The 15,095-nt window shown below is 43.3% G+C and carries 8 protein-coding genes; 3 read left to right on the plus strand and 5 right to left on the minus strand.

Features of this window, described 5'->3' with window-relative positions; genetic code table 11:
* The first annotated feature begins 181 nt into the window (after window positions 1-181).
* The gene (locus HY58_RS09740) at window positions 182-949 is read left to right on the plus strand and encodes a murein L,D-transpeptidase catalytic domain family protein (RefSeq protein ID WP_052324000.1); all 768 of its coding nucleotides are present in this window, start codon (window positions 182-184) and stop codon (window positions 947-949) included.
* 3 nt (window positions 950-952) lie between these two features.
* Here HY58_RS09740 and HY58_RS09745 read toward each other — a convergent pair whose 3' ends face one another.
* From HY58_RS09745 to HY58_RS09765, 5 genes are all read right to left on the minus strand, one after another.
* Window positions 953-2,461 (minus strand): VCBS repeat-containing protein, encoded by a 1,509-nt coding sequence (locus HY58_RS09745; RefSeq protein WP_052324001.1) that lies wholly within the window; start codon window positions 2,459-2,461, stop codon window positions 953-955.
* A complete protein-coding gene (locus tag HY58_RS09750) occupies window positions 2,458-3,792 on the minus strand; it encodes a vanadium-dependent haloperoxidase (RefSeq protein WP_039131272.1) in 1,335 nt (444 codons plus the stop codon). The genes HY58_RS09745 and HY58_RS09750 overlap by 4 nt, the downstream gene beginning before the upstream one ends.
* 12 nt (window positions 3,793-3,804) lie before the next feature.
* On the minus strand, window positions 3,805-7,374 hold the full coding sequence (locus HY58_RS09755) for a VCBS repeat-containing protein (protein WP_039131969.1): 3,570 nt from the start codon (window positions 7,372-7,374) through the stop codon (window positions 3,805-3,807).
* Window positions 7,375-7,494: 120 nt separating this feature from the next.
* Window positions 7,495-9,240 carry a RagB/SusD family nutrient uptake outer membrane protein gene (locus tag HY58_RS09760; protein ID WP_039131274.1) on the minus strand — a complete coding sequence of 582 codons (1,746 nt, stop codon included), beginning with the start codon at window positions 9,238-9,240 and terminating at the stop codon, window positions 7,495-7,497.
* Window positions 9,241-9,271: 31 nt separating this feature from the next.
* Window positions 9,272-12,466 (minus strand): TonB-dependent receptor, encoded by a 3,195-nt coding sequence (locus HY58_RS09765; protein ID WP_072037608.1) that lies wholly within the window; start codon window positions 12,464-12,466, stop codon window positions 9,272-9,274.
* A gap of 223 nt (window positions 12,467-12,689) precedes the next feature.
* On the opposite strand from HY58_RS09765, the gene HY58_RS09770 reads away from it, so the two are divergent.
* Together HY58_RS09770 and HY58_RS09775 are read left to right on the plus strand one after the other, a co-directional pair.
* Window positions 12,690-13,664, plus strand: a complete 975-nt coding sequence (locus tag HY58_RS09770; protein ID WP_039131280.1) for a Gfo/Idh/MocA family protein — start codon at window positions 12,690-12,692, stop codon at window positions 13,662-13,664.
* A gap of 5 nt (window positions 13,665-13,669) precedes the next feature.
* Window positions 13,670-15,079: a sugar transferase gene (locus HY58_RS09775; protein ID WP_052324005.1), complete on the plus strand. Its 1,410-nt coding sequence runs from the start codon at window positions 13,670-13,672 to the stop codon at window positions 15,077-15,079.
* Window positions 15,080-15,095 lie beyond the last annotated feature (16 nt).

Genomic DNA, 15,095 nt, shown 5'->3' on the forward strand with positions numbered 1-15,095 from the left:
GCTGATTTCATACAGTATATCCCGTATAAATATACCTGCATCAGGTAATTTTCGCCCCGATATGGGAAGCTCCAAAAAATATACAAAATCCATGCACGATTTTTGTTCTAATGGCAACCATCTGCTATACCTCATCGTCTAACAGCAGAATAAAATAAATCAGCTATTGAATAAGAATCCAATGAACTACCGTTATTCAGGCATATTCTTCGCCTTGTTTGCCACAGCAATCTTAAGCTTCGCAGGTATCAGAAGTGCATCTGGTGCAAGAGAAAGCAATCCGGGTTATATGATCAATAAGAATAGCATACCTGCAACAGATAGTAATATAACCGAATCGGCTACCGCAGAAATATCATCATCCATGATGATGTATGAGAGTCTGGGCCTTGCTGAAATTGGTCTTGGTATAGAAGCCTTTGAACTTGCGCTAAAAGGTTATGAAAAACTGAAAATGGCTGGTAAGCTGGAACGTGATCAATTGTTGACGATTGCAGATTTCAGTCAGCCCAGCACACAGAAAAGACTTTATATAATTGATTTCAACAAGCAGCAACTCCTTTTCAACACCTATGTTGCACATGGCCGCAATTCAGGCAAGGAGCAGGCTGTTCATTATTCCAACACGATGTCTTCCTATAAAAGCAGTCCGGGTTTTTATCTCACTGAAGAAACCTATTACGGAAGCAATGGATATTCCTTAAGATTAGAGGGACTGGAGAAAGGGATCAATGATAATGCTGACAAAAGAGCCATTGTAATGCATGGTGCAGATTATGTAAGCGAGCGGTTGATAAGAAGCCAGGGATTTCTTGGCAGAAGCCAGGGTTGTCCGGCAGTGCCTGTTAAGCTTGCAAGGCCCATCATAAATACTATAAAAGATGGCAGTTTACTCTTCATTTATGCGCCGGTGAATTTTTATGCGCAACGTTCCACACTGATAAACTAATTATCAATATTTGTTTTGAAGCATGATAAGGGAAGAAGCATTTCCTTTATCATGCTTCATTGCTTTTTGCTGCCTGATACCGGCTCCGAAATCAGCGTTTCCGATCACGATATCTGGCATAGCATCCCCATTAAAATCACCTGTATCCATTGAGATCCAGTTGCCTTCTGAAACTTCCCTGAATGAAAAGGGATTGAAAACATTTTGTCCGCTATTCATCCATAAGATGAATCCTTCTGCCGGAATGGATTCATGATCAGGGAAAAAAGATATGGATGCGATATCCAGGTCTCCATCTTTATCGAAATCAACCGCCATTGCTTTTCCGGCGCCGTTCATGGGAAGAAATAGTGCCTCTTCAAATTTATTCTGCTTATTGTTGAGATAAACCCTGATGCCATGATAGGCTTTGAGGATAGGGGGATAGTCACCATTATCACCATTGGTAGCGAGAATATCCGCATAACCATCCCCGTTCATATCCACCATTTCGAAATAATTAGACCCATAGGTGGGTGGAAAATGCAATAAACGTTCTTCCAGAAACTTTCCTCCACCCTGGTTCTTAAATAAAAATATCCCTTCGTCACCTTGAGCCATCATCGCAATAATATCTTTGAGGCCATCATTATTAATGTCGCGGATTTCTGTTCTGATAGCGCCTGGAAGTGGGCGGAGAATATGTTTCCTGAACCCGCCTTCATCCAGATTTTCAAACCAACTCAATTGGCCTGTGATATTACCAAATTCACAGATAACAATGTCTTCCCTGCCATCATTATTAAGATCTGCGTAGCTGGCATGAACCGGCCGTTGCAGGCTGTCTAAGAGGATGGTTGATTTTCCGGAATTTTTATCAATGGAAAGTAACTGTCCGATTTTGAGGTCAGAGGGTTGCAGTACGCCCATGGTGAGCACCATCAGTTTTTTCTCTTTTATTACGAGGTTTGATATACCTACCCCTACAGGAAAGGAGTCTACTGTAGTAAAAGTTGGATCTGAAACATAAAGTTGTTGGGAGAGACCATCACCAAAGAAGACACTCTTGCTTAAGGTATCGATCTTTACCATGGTGGTAACCGGCTGACTATTACTGAAAGCAGGGATAGTTGTATGGAAGCCCTCCATTCCGATATGTATAGAAGGGGATTTATTTTCTCTGGGCAAAGGTTCAGCGGGTGATTGAGCAAGGTAATAATGGGTGATCTTATTCCATTCTTCCAGCGTCATCAGATCTGTTTTACCGGTGCCCACATAATGATTCATACCAAGGTGGCGAAAGCCCACAAGCTCCCCCATTTTGGGTAAAACATAATTGGCCCAGGTGGTTTTGTTCAACCATTCAGCTTCGGGAACGAGGTGGCAGGAAACACAGTGTTTTTTGGCAAGTGCATGACCTTCCCGCGCCTGCCCGTCAACATATTTTCTTTGATCTTTACCGGTACAAAAGCTTAGCCAGGCGACAAAAATAAAAACAAGGGTGGATACAATTACAAGTTTCCGTGTGATCATTTAGACTGGTTGGTTTTCTGCAAGATATAATTACCCACCCATAGTCCCTGTTTTGTACCTTCTTCAACACCTGAGCGATAATGTATTCCTCCATAAACCCTGCTAATAGAAGCTTCAGTGGCAGCATCCAGGAAGGAGTTAAAATCTTTTTCCATGCCTATATATTCTTTATCACTGTCATCATGAAAGGAAAAATTATCGCCCAACAATCCGGTGAGGATGGTTGCTGCTGATGCCGATATTACACTATGTCCGCTGGGGTATTCGGGGAAGGGAGGTGTTTGCAGAAAGGGCACCCATTTCTCATCAATAATTTCATTGATGACTGTAACCGGACGAACAACTTCGGAATGAAATTTCTCTTCCCAGCAGGAGATGAAACCTTCCATTAATCCTACTGCGGTAAGTGCCAGTATCCTTGCGGTGAACACTTCATCTGCTTTTGCTTTTTTTGCTGCAATGGAAGCGATTCCCATCCAATGCCCGCCGGGAGTGATCTTTTTATTGGCAAACATCATATGACCGGTATGTTCTACAACAATTGGATTGTCGTCCCAGTAAGTGGCAATATCTTTTAATTGCTGTGTGAGGTTAGTACTGATAGTATATACTTCATTAACGCTCTTAAAGAATGCACTGGATGTATCTGTGCTATAGGCTGGTGGTGGCGGTAATTTATATTGGGAGGAGGAATCGAGTACAAATGTTTTCATATCACCCCAGCAAGGCTCTATGGCATCAGAATAATCCGGTGGTGTGGGTCGCCATTTTCCCGGGGCATGACTGCCGATATAACGTGCCTTACCCCTCGACTGCGGATAATTATCTTTTGCAGCACGCGCGAGTATGCGCTTCGCAATTTCTTCCCCGAAGGCTACAGATCGGTCAAAAGTTTCCTGGTCTAATTTATCATTGAAATTATCCAGCAGCTCATTTTCATAGATCTTCAGGGTATCGGTTGAGAAGGTCACTTTATAGGCCACTGAAAAAAAAGCTTTCGAAGCAGCCAGCAAGAAATCATAGTCTTTCCCTGTCTCGGGTTCCGGCATTTTTTCAAATCCATTCAATTTTTCTGTGAGGGATGGATTTCCTGGTTTGGCAAACCTCACCGCTTCATAAGAAGCGAGTGAAGTATAGGAATAGATACGGGCTGCTACTGGTGGCGAAAACACATCATAAATGATCAGGTCGGTCAATCTTTTCTGGTTCTGGTGAAGAACCTCCGGACCATCCAGATTCATGGAAGCTATCTTAGATTTTTCTTTGCATGCGGAGAAAAAAAATAAACTGATTATTAATAGTAAACTACATGCTTTAAACAAATGTTTCATTAACTCAAATTATTAAAAAGATATTACTCTGTTATTTCCTTTTGAATTCACCATCCTGATCTCCTTCAGATTGTTACCGGCATTAATGAACCGGCCTGATTGGGAGAGGAAGGAAGAACCATAATGTAATTCCAGTTTCTGTTTTCTGCCGTCGTTGTAAGTGAGCTCAGCATAGATATCATCCCGCTCCACAGGAATTGACTTAGGCGCATTCTTCCATTCAAAAATCTTAAGGGGTCCCCTGTTCTGGGCGGCGGCTAAAAGAGTGGATCCTCCCTGCTTCCTCAATTTCACCAGGCTCTTTCCATTTCCGGGAATATAAAATCCGGATCTACTGATCTGCATGGGTATAAATCCTCCTTTCCCATCCCCCTTCATATAAAGACCATTGAAGGCATCATACCTGCCTACTGAAACTTCCGTTCCATAATCATTTCCATTCATTACTATGTCAAGGAACCCATCGTTATCAAAGTCTTCTGCTACCATACCCTTGATGGGTGCTACCTGTGCTGCGGTTGGAAGTGCAACTATTTCAAATACTCCCTTGCCATTGTTCCGGAGAAAAGCAGACTCGAGGTAGTTGGCTTTAAGTACCAATGCCGTCTTCAGATCTTCCGGTTTAAATAATTTATCGATGGTTGCATCAGCAAAGAGGTTATAGTTCTGGAATTTTCCTCTAAGGCTGATGATCTGTTTGATAAGATCATCCCTGGTTTGTGCAGGATACTCTTTTAATTTACCATCCTTACCGGGAAGGTATAAAGTGGGGATGGCATCGAAGCTTTCATTGTTGTCAAAATCTTTTGCATAGATCCGCACGGGGTGTTTCTCGTTTGCACGATAAAAAGAATTCAATCCCATATTTCCCGCTATATAATCGGTGTCACCATCACCATCAAAATCGCCGCCGGTGATACTATTCCAGAATCCGGTTTTTTCGTTGATGCCTGAGAGTGATGAAACATCATTGAATGTACCCTGCTCATTTCTGAAAAATTTAATAGGCATCCATTCGCCTGCAAGAATGAGGTCGGTCCACCCATCATTATCAAAATCAGTAAAGAGTGCATCGCATACCAATCCAACATCTTTCAGCCCTGCTGCCACTTGATTGGTTACATCTGTGAAAGCAGGTTTACCATTTTTAGTATCATTGCGCCATATAAAACTGGATACGGGTTTTGGATAATTCCATGGCTCTACCCTACCCGCCACGAAAAGGTCGAGGTCACCGTCCTTATCGTAATCAATTGCCCGAACGCATGACTTACTGGTAAAATTTTGCGGGATGGCCGAGGTATCCATAGTGTATCCCCCCTTTCCATCATTCAGGTAAAATTTATCCTGGTAAAAACGGGAATTGGGTTCGTTCTCATAGCTGCCGCTGCTGGTGTAGAGATCAGGGTCTCCATCGCCATCGGCATCAAAAAGCAGCAGTCCCATATCCTCCCATGTTTTCGTACTGCCATCAACGCCGGGAATCAGCGGTGATGATGTGAACTTACCATCAGTACCCTGCAGTAATTTCATGGCGCTGTAAGAATAGGATCCGCCGGCAATGATATCATCGGTTCCATTTCCGTCTATATCGCCAACAGCCAATGCTGGTCCATATTCCGAGAGTTTATGTGGCAATAGTTTCTGGATATTGAAGTCTGTAAAATCATGCTCCTGGTGCGTATAAGAGAGGCCGGTTTCAGCAGTAATATCTTTAAAGGGTGATTGCGCTAATTGTTGCTCTATGTGAAACGATGATTGCCTTGCATCGGATTGTTTCAACTTGAGTAGTTGTTTGGTTGCTACGTTCTTCAATAATTGCGTGCTGCCATCCCACCACTTCACCCGCAAAGAATCAATCTGAGAAAATTCTCCTAACCCAAAATGGGCTATGTTTTGCATACTGGAAAGATAGCCCCGGTAAGGAGTATGTTCATACACCTGCATTTTCCCTTTGCCGTAATAGAGTTCCACCCATGCGCCAATGCCGTCGCGGTTCTGTGCAGTTCCTTCAAATTTTAGCTGGAGATAGTTATTGGATTTTTCATTGTCATGATCCGTTCTGTTTTCATAGACCATGGAAACCTGGTTGGTATTATTGATCACCAGATCCATATCACCATCATTATCTAGATCACCATAGGCAGCTCCACTGGAGAAGGTTGGCTCACCAAGTCCCCATTCTTCGCTTACTTCTGAAAAGGTACTGTTACCATTATTGCGGAAAGCATAGTTATGCAGTTTCACTTCCGGTATCTGTTCGAGCAACAGATCTTTTGGAGCGATATTACTTGCCGATACACGGTAGGTCATGAAATCACGGTCAGTAATATCTTTCGGATAACCATTGGTGATGATCATATCGCGGAAACCATCATTATCAAAATCCGTTACAAGAGGTGCCCAGCTCCAGTCTGTTTCTGCAACCCCTGCGAGGAATGCGATATCACTGAATACGGGATGATTCAGTTTATCATTGCTGTCAATTGCCATGCCCTGGTTGAGTTGGAGGGTATTCCTGACATATTGGTACTGGTAATTGAATTCTTCGTTATTGATATTGCTCTGGTAGTTATTTGCCGCCATCATCATTTTCTTGCGATAGTTGGATGCGGGTAACATATCTACTGCAATCACATCAACGAGTCCATCATTGTTGATATCCACTACGTCATTGCCCATGGCCGAATAGGAAGTATGTTTGAAGTACTCTGCTGCCTTATTGGTAAAAGTTCCATCCTGGTTATTGATCCACAGGAGATCATTTGAGAGGAAATCATTAGTTACATAAATATCCTTCCATCCGTCTTTATTTATGTCGGTTATGTTGAGTCCGAGGCCATACCCTTCAATAAGAATTCCGGCTTCGCGGGAAACATTTGTGAAAACGGGATGGCCTTTGAGTGAATCAAAATCGTTGCGGTAAAGCCTGTCGGTATTAGCGGCTGAGCCATCTGTTCTTTTCTTTTTGTACTGGTTGGGATAGCGATCCTCACCTACTTTATTGGTAAGGATATAAAGGTCAAGATCACCATCATTATCATAGTCAAAAAATGCCGCGTTGGTTGTATGCCCTGTATCCGCTACGTTATAGGCAATAGCTTCATCACTAAAAACAGGTTTGCCTTCTGCATCATTTCCTTTATTGATGAAGAGCATATTTGCCCTTAGTGATGCATCATTTTTAATGGATGCTCCAACATAGAGATCCATCAATCCGTCATTATTTATATCAACAGCAGCCACGCCTGTTGACCATCTGTCACCCGCCTGCAGTTTTGCGGTTTCCGTAACATCTTTAAAATGCATTTTACCCTCATTCAGGTAAAGCTTATTGCCTGTCATGTTGCCTGTAAAAAAGATATCCTGTAAACCATCATTGTTGTAATCTGCGATGGCCACTCCGCCCCCGTTATAAACATATTCAAGATCGAGAATATTGATTGAATCAGATTCTTGGATCGTATTCGTAAAATTAATTCCGGAGTCGTCGGGATCCAGTAAATGGAACACATTGTCTTTCCGGTTATTGCAGGATGCAAGGATCAGGATAGGGAGGAATAAAGAGATATAAAACTTCATTTTGTGGCAAGTTTTCGCATCGAATTTAACCATTAATAGCATGCAGCTTAATAGAAAAGGGCAGATGCTATCTGCCCTTTTCTTTGTGATTAAAGAACATGGTTCATATGAACTATTCTTTTAGTTATATCCAGGATTTTGCTGCAGTGTGGATGTTCCACCAGATGTATGCAGGTCTATCTGAGATTGAGGAATCGGGAAATATTCATTTTTTCCAGCCTGGAAAGTTGCTGATCCATAACCAGCGCTGAGTTTAGGCTTCTCATAGTTCAGGAATGCATTGAGTGTTTCAGCAGCAACACCCCAACGAACCAGGTCAAAGAAGCGATGGCCTTCCATGCCGAGTTCAAGTTTGCGTTCGAAACGAACAGCAGAGCGGGCAACCGCAGCATCCGTCCATGGGGTTAGATAAGTAGAGATCATATATTTTGCCTCTGTTGTTGGAACAAATGTTGCGGGCTTGGCTGCTCTGGCACGAACCATGTTAACATATTCGCGGGCTTTTTCCAATGAACCACCACCATCAATTTCTGCTTCTGCGGCCATGAGGAGTACATCTGCAAAACGAATGATCTTGTAGTTAATGGCAGTAAGACCACTTGCCCAGTTGGTACCGTCGGTAAGTTTACCAGCCTGGTTCTGATAGTAGGCGTTCTTCTTTGGTGCATAAGGGCCACCATTACCCTGGTCACGAATCCATGCTTTACCGGGATGAGGACCCCAGTCAAGATACGGGATACCCCTGCGACCAACGGTCCAGTCAAGTCTTGGATCGAGGTTTCCTTTATCAGTGGTAAATGCAGCTGTTGATTCCAGTCCCTGGTCATTTACAACCTGGTTGGCACCAATATTATAAGAACCATCCAGGAGGGGAAGACCTGTAGCATTGGTACGGAATGAATTCACGAATTCAAATGAAGGCTGGAAGAATCCGCAGCAACCGCCGGGACCACCATTATACGGGAAGTTCAGAATCTGGTCATAATTAGCATTGATACCACCGGATCCATCATTGATAGAGGCTTCATACGCAAAAACAGTCTCTGCTCTTACAGCAGGGTCGTTTTCCCTGTCGGCATTGAAGAGGTCATGGTAAGCAGGCGCCAGTGCATAGGGTGTTCCCGCAGAATTCTTACCATTGGTAATAACATCTGTCAGGATCGGACGTGCAGCAGTATAATCACCCTGGAATAACAAAGCTTTGGCATACATAACATGTGCAGCCCATTGGTTTACCCTTCCTATTGCATTGGGTTTTTCGAGGAGATTTTTGCGGGCTAAATCCAGATCTTCCATAATCCGTGGCCATGCATTATCTGTATTGGAAACTTTGGCGTTAGCTACTGAAACAGTTTCATCTACATAAGGAATATTATTCCACATTTTCTTGGCCTCAAAATGATAGAAGCCACGAAGGAACCTGGCTTCAGCCATTAACTGTGTTTTTTCAGCTGGCTGGATATCCGCATCTGTCAGGTTGTTGAGGATACGAATGGTGGCATTGGTTCTGGCTATACCTTCATATAAAGCACTCCATTTAATATTGAAATAGTTATTGGTTGGAAGAGCCGCGTATTGCTGGATAGGAACAATATTAGCCTGGTCACCGGCATCAGATCCTTTGTTGGCCTCACCACCAACAATACTGCCATAAACCCAGTTTGATCCGCCCCCTTCCCATCCGCTTCCTTTAAGGGAAGCATAAGACCCGATCAGGAATTGCTGGGCTCCTTTGTAGCTCTGCGCTTCCTGTTCCGTAAGCAATCCGGTAGTGGACTGGTTCAGGAAGTCCTTGTTACAGCCTACCAGGCTAATAACGGACGCCAGTGAAAAAATTGAAACGTATTTAATTCGCTTATTGAACATTGTAGTATTTTTTGAGGTTAACTGTATTCTTTTATAATCCAACACTTAAGCCGAATACAACCTGCTTGTTTACCGGATAGTTACCAATATCCACACCAAAGTTGGTATCAACACCACTTACTGCCGGGTCAGTTCCTGTATAATTCGTAATAGTGAAGAGGTTTGTACCCTGAAGGAAGACACGCAGTTTATCCAATCCTATTCTGTTCAGCATGGTTTTAGGCAAAGTATATCCAACTTTTATACTCCTCATCCTGAAATAACTGCCATCTTCAACATAATATGAATTCAACACACCATTTGTACTAAAGTTTGATACGTTTTCAAACCTTGGCACAGCAGTATTCCTGTTATCAGGAGTCCAGGCATCCAGTACTCTTGAAGACTTTCCAATTCCGGCGAATGATGGATAGAAGTCAGTGAACCATTTAGTGAAGTTCAGTACCTCGCCACCGGAAACGCCATAGAACAATGCCTCAAAATCAAAATTGCCATACATGAGGCGGGCATTGAAACCATACGTGAAGTCGGGGTTAGGGTTTCCAATATACGTTCTATCCTGGTCATTGATTCTGCCATCTGCATTTATATCTTCATAGATAAAACGTCCGGGAGCAGCACCATTCTGTTCAGGTAATTTGTCAACCTCTGCCTGGTCTGCAAATAAACCTATTACATTATAACCGTAGAATGCAGAAACAGGCTGTCCGACAGCATTACGAATATCGCCACCACCAATACGGTTGGTGAAGTTCACCTGGAAGAAATTAGTTCCCTCGGAAACTTTAGTGATTTCATTCTTATACTTGGTTATTATGGCATCCATCTCATAACGAAACTTGCTGGCTCTTCCTTTATAGGTCAGCATCAGGTCAACTCCACTGTTTTCCATGGAAGCGATGTTAACAAAAGGACGTGTTGCCTGTCCAACCGTTGCAGGAAGGTTATCGCGATAAAGCAGATCCTTAGTTTTACGCTTATACCAGTCGAAGATGATATCCAGTTTGTTCTCGAATAAAGTACCATCAAAACCGACGTTGATCGTTGTGTTCTCCTCCCATTTTGCATTGGGGTTACCGATACCGGAAAGTGCAAGTCCGGACAAAGTACTTGTATTGGCACCCCTGATATCATATCCAACAGAAGGACTGGAGGAGGCAGTATTAAAGAGGTTGTTAGGGCTGATACGGGAGTTACCCATTTTACCCCAACCACCACGGATCTTCAATTCAGTAAGCCAGTCATTACCATCCATAAAGGCTTCTTCTGTTATTCTCCAACCGGCAGAAATGGCAGGGAAAACACCATACCGATTGGCTTCACCAAATACAGAAGCACCATCACGCCTTAATGTACCACTGAAAAGGTAGCGGTCATCGTAAGTATAATCTACCTTACCAAATTGGCTGAAAAGTTTGGTTAACGGGTTACCGCCACTACCAACAGCACGGCCACTTGCATCAGTATTGGTAATTGTGAGATAAGTAGGGTTGATAGTGAATGGATTCAGACCACTTCCATTGAGACTACGGAAATATCCATCTGCAATGGCTTCAATACCTCCAATGAAGTTAATACTGTGGTTACCGATTTCCTGGCCATAACGGATGGTATTGGTCCAGGTCCAGCCTCCTCCATTACCTGCACCTTCACCAAAAGTATAGCTACCCACATTCTCAGAATTTTCATAAGTCCTGTAGTTCAGGAACCTGTTCTGGAAATTGAAGAATGAACCACCGAAACTTGATCTGGCTGTAAAGTGCTCAAGGAAATCCACTTCAGTATATAGGTTACCGAAAATCAATGAGCTATAACCCCTGTTATCTCTTGAACGTATACGACGGGCAAGAGGGTTGGTGGAGTTATTGAATCCACGGGCAGTTGTTCCGGCAAAGCCACCACCTTCATCATACAGCGGAATAAGCGGGTTAATAGTTAGGGCGAACATGATATCATTTTCACCAGCCGGACCGCCAATATTGGGGTTTTCGCGGAAGGTGAACTGGAAGTTCTCCCCAAAACGAATATTTGGTTTCACTTTAAATTCAGAGTTAAGGCGAAGGGAATACCTTTTCACATAGGTATTCAATACCGTTCCTTTCTCATCATAATAGGAGATACCAGCATAATACTTTGCATTTTCATTACCTCCCTGGAAACCAAGGGTATGGTTCTGCAAGCGTGCCGTTTCTGTTAAGGCATCATACCAGTCGGTACCGGATTTATTGGCACGGATAGCCTGGTAGATCGGACCTTTGTCAAAATTTACGTTGAACTTTGATGGGTCAAGGCGGGGGTCATTTGCTGATAATCCTGAAAGACCGAATTCATCCCCAACTTTCAGCCAGTCGGGCAGTACAGGCTTTGCACCGCTTCCATATTGCGGATGGGTCAATTCCTGCCCTGCTGCAGCAAGTGCAACCCATGTTAGATCTGCCTGCTGCTGCGGAGTCAGGAGGTCAATTCCATTTCCGGGAATGGCCCAGCCATAGCTGAGATCATAAGTTACCCTGAGGCCCTGGTTGGCCTTTCCTTTTTTAGTAGTAACCAGGATAACCCCTGCAGATGCCCTGGCACCATAGATGGATGCGGAAGCCGCATCTTTCAGTACTGTTGTGGACTCAATATCATTTCCGTTCAGGAAATCGATATTGGTGGTAGGAACACCATCCACTACATAAAGAGGATCGTTTCCGGTGAATGATCCGAATCCACGGATCCTCACCTGGCTCACCGTACCGGGCTGACCCGAAGTGATTACAGTCATTCCGGGTACCCTACCCTGGAACTGCTGCTCCACGTTACCGGTCTGCACAGCCGCGAGTTGCTCTCCCTTTACAGTGGAAACCGCTCCTACAATGTTTTTTCTTTGCTGGGTACTGTAACCTGTAACAACCACTTCACTTAATCCGGATATATCCTGGTCAAGTGTAATGGAGAGACTGGTCTGGTCACCAACAGTAATTTCCTTAGATGCATAGCCGATGTTTGAAACCACCAGTACATTGCTTCCTGCAGGGAGGGTAAGCGAAAAATTTCCCTGCTCATCAGTAACAACAGCCTGCCTTGTGCCTTTTACCATAACGGTGGCACCTACGATAGGCTGGTTGAGATTGTTGAGTAATTTTCCTGTGATTTGTTTTTGGGCGCTTGCATCAAATGCAAGGAAAAGTAACATAAACGCGAGTAGTCTAGCCATTAATGGCATAGTGATTCTCTTTGGCATTGGCAATCAGTTGTTGGTTTGTAAAATGCTTCTTGTTAAAAATGACAGACCCAATTTAACAATTATTTTTAATAACAATTTCTTTTTAATAAAATTTCCACCAAAATGTAAAGAATTGTGTATTAACACAATAACGAATGTTAGTTTGCATTGAGTCAGCACTTAACGCTTTATAATAATGCTATAGCCGGCTTGTTTATCTTTGACGGATTAATAATGAAGTATGCTTAAAATCGGAGTATTTGGGGTTGGCCACCTTGGGAAATTCCACCTTAACAACTGGCAGGAGATCAAGGATGTGGATTTGGTAGGTTTTTATGACCCTAATAATGAAAATGCTGAGGCTGTAGTTAAAAAATACCAGCTCAGGCGATTCACCGACCCGGTTGAGCTGCTTCAGCATTGCGACGCTGCCGACATTGTTGCCCCCACCAACTATCATTTTGAAATGTGCCAGCTGGCCATCAGGAATGGGAAGCATGTTTTCGTTGAAAAGCCCCTTGCCGATACCATGGAAGAGGCGCGGGAGCTTGTAAAGCTGGTAAAAGAATCAAACGTGAAGATGCAGGTGGGTCATGTTGAAAGATTCAATCCCGCTTACCTGGCCACCAGAAATCTCCGGCTCAACCCTATGTTCATAGAGGTTCACCGGTTAGCCCAGTTCAATCCCCGCGGTACAGAAGTAAGCGTGATCCTTGACCTGATGATACATGATATCGATATTATACTGAATATGGTGAAGAGTGAAGTGAAGCATATCTCGGCCAGCGGGGTAGCAGTTATGACCGATACGCCGGATATTGCCAACGTGCGCATCGAGTTCAACAATGGATGCGTGGCTAACCTTACCAGCAGCAGGATCTCCATGAAGAAAATGCGGAAGATGAGGGTATTCCAGAAGGATGCCTATGTGGGGATAGATTTCCTGAATAAGAAGACGGAGGTTATACGGTTGAAATCAGACGCTGATGAAAATGTGTTTGAATTTGATATTGATACCCCAAAAGGAAAGAAGACCATCGCTGTCGCCAATCCACAGATACCGGAGGTAAATGCCATTAAACTGGAACTGGAGCATTTCAGGGATGCCATCCTGAATAATACACCCACCATTGTTTCTGAAGTAGATGGTTTCAGGGCAATGGAAGTGGCACACCAGATCATCCATAAAATAAGGCATAATACCATTAACACCTGATCAATATGAATAGATCCAAACCCATTTCTCCGGCAGCGTACGCAATAAGCGACTACCTGGCTGCCGCAGTGGTTTGGTTTGTATTTTTCTTTATACGCAATAACCTGCTCGGGTTTCCGACCTTTAACAATGGCATGCCTCAATTCAATTCAGGCTTTCTTTTAGGATGGGCAATTCTTCCGGTTTGCTGGGTCATCTTTTATTTCCTTATCGGTAGCTATCGTTCGCTTTACAAGAAATCAAGACTTGGTGAATTTACGCTAACGCTGATCGCCAGCCTCATTGGATGTACCATTATATTCTTTGCTATCCTGCTGAATGATGATGATAAGTCTCTCTCCTATTACTATACAGTGTTTTTTTCTTTTGTGGCATTACAAACCCTGGCAACATTTGGAGGGCGGTGGATCCTTCTTCAGAAAGCAAAGAAGCAATTGCTACGTGGTGATATCCGTTTCAATTCAATATTGGTGGGAGATAACCAGACCGCGGGCAATATTTATAAAGCCACTGGCCAACAACTCAGAAAGTCAGGATATTATTATTCAGGCTACCTCGCGGAACAGCCAAATGGTTTAAGCAAAAAACTGACCTGGTTTGGAACACCTGACCAGATGGAAAAAATTATTGATGAACAAAGAATTGACCTGGTAGTATTAGCCCTGGAAAGCAATAAACAGGCGGAAACAGAACAGTTTCTCCGGCGATTAAGTGAAAAGGATGTTGAGATAAAATTATTACCGAGCACCATCAGTATTCTTTCTGGTTCAATAAGAACAGATGATGTATTCAGTCCGCTGTTAACAGATATCCATAATGGATTAATGCCCGCCTGGCAGCAGAATATTAAGAGGCTGCTTGATATCATCGTAGCGGTAATTGGCGGGATAATTTTATTGCCATTATTATTATATGTAGCGATAAGGGTGCGGATCTCCTCTCGCGGCCCGGTTATATACAGCCAGGAAAGGATAGGATTCAAGGGGAAACCATTTCACATACTTAAGTTCAGATCGATGGTTCAGGATGCTGAAAAAAATGGTCCGGCACTTTCCTCTGATACCGATATTCGAATTACGCCCTGGGGTAAAACCATGCGAAAATGGAGGCTTGATGAATTACCGCAGCTCATCAATATTCTCAAAGGAGAAATGAGTCTTGTTGGCCCAAGGCCGGAGCGAAAATTTTATATAGATCAGATTGTTGAACTTGACCCTTATTTCCGTTATCTGCTGAAAGTAAAACCGGGATTGACCTCATGGGGCATGGTGCAGTTTGGATATGCAGGCAACCTCGAAGAAATGTTGCAGCGTATGAAGTATGATCTTGTTTATATTGAGAACATATCACTGGCACTTGATTTTAAGATCATGTTCCATACAATACGAATAATATTCTCCGGTAAGGGAAAATAAAAGACCATTATTAACT

The organism is Flavihumibacter sp. ZG627, from assembly GCF_000814325.1.
Classification (GTDB): Bacteria; Bacteroidota; Bacteroidia; order Chitinophagales; family Chitinophagaceae; genus Flavihumibacter.

Excerpts from the sequence above, each read along its gene's own strand:
- HY58_RS09765 (WP_072037608.1), bottom strand. The coding sequence starts at position 12,466 with ATGCCAAAGAGAATCACTATGCCATTAATGGCTAGACTACTCGCGTTT.
- HY58_RS09755 (WP_039131969.1), bottom strand. The coding sequence starts at position 7,374 with ATGAAGTTTTATATCTCTTTATTCCTCCCTATCCTGATCCTTGCATCC.
- HY58_RS09775 (WP_052324005.1), top strand. The coding sequence starts at position 13,670 with ATGAATAGATCCAAACCCATTTCTCCGGCAGCGTACGCAATAAGCGAC.
- HY58_RS09745 (WP_052324001.1), bottom strand. The coding sequence starts at position 2,461 with ATGATCACACGGAAACTTGTAATTGTATCCACCCTTGTTTTTATTTTT.
- HY58_RS09760 (WP_039131274.1), bottom strand. The coding sequence starts at position 9,240 with ATGTTCAATAAGCGAATTAAATACGTTTCAATTTTTTCACTGGCGTCC.
- HY58_RS09740 (WP_052324000.1), top strand. The coding sequence starts at position 182 with ATGAACTACCGTTATTCAGGCATATTCTTCGCCTTGTTTGCCACAGCA.
- HY58_RS09750 (WP_039131272.1), bottom strand. The coding sequence starts at position 3,792 with ATGAAACATTTGTTTAAAGCATGTAGTTTACTATTAATAATCAGTTTA.
- HY58_RS09770 (WP_039131280.1), top strand. The coding sequence starts at position 12,690 with ATGCTTAAAATCGGAGTATTTGGGGTTGGCCACCTTGGGAAATTCCAC.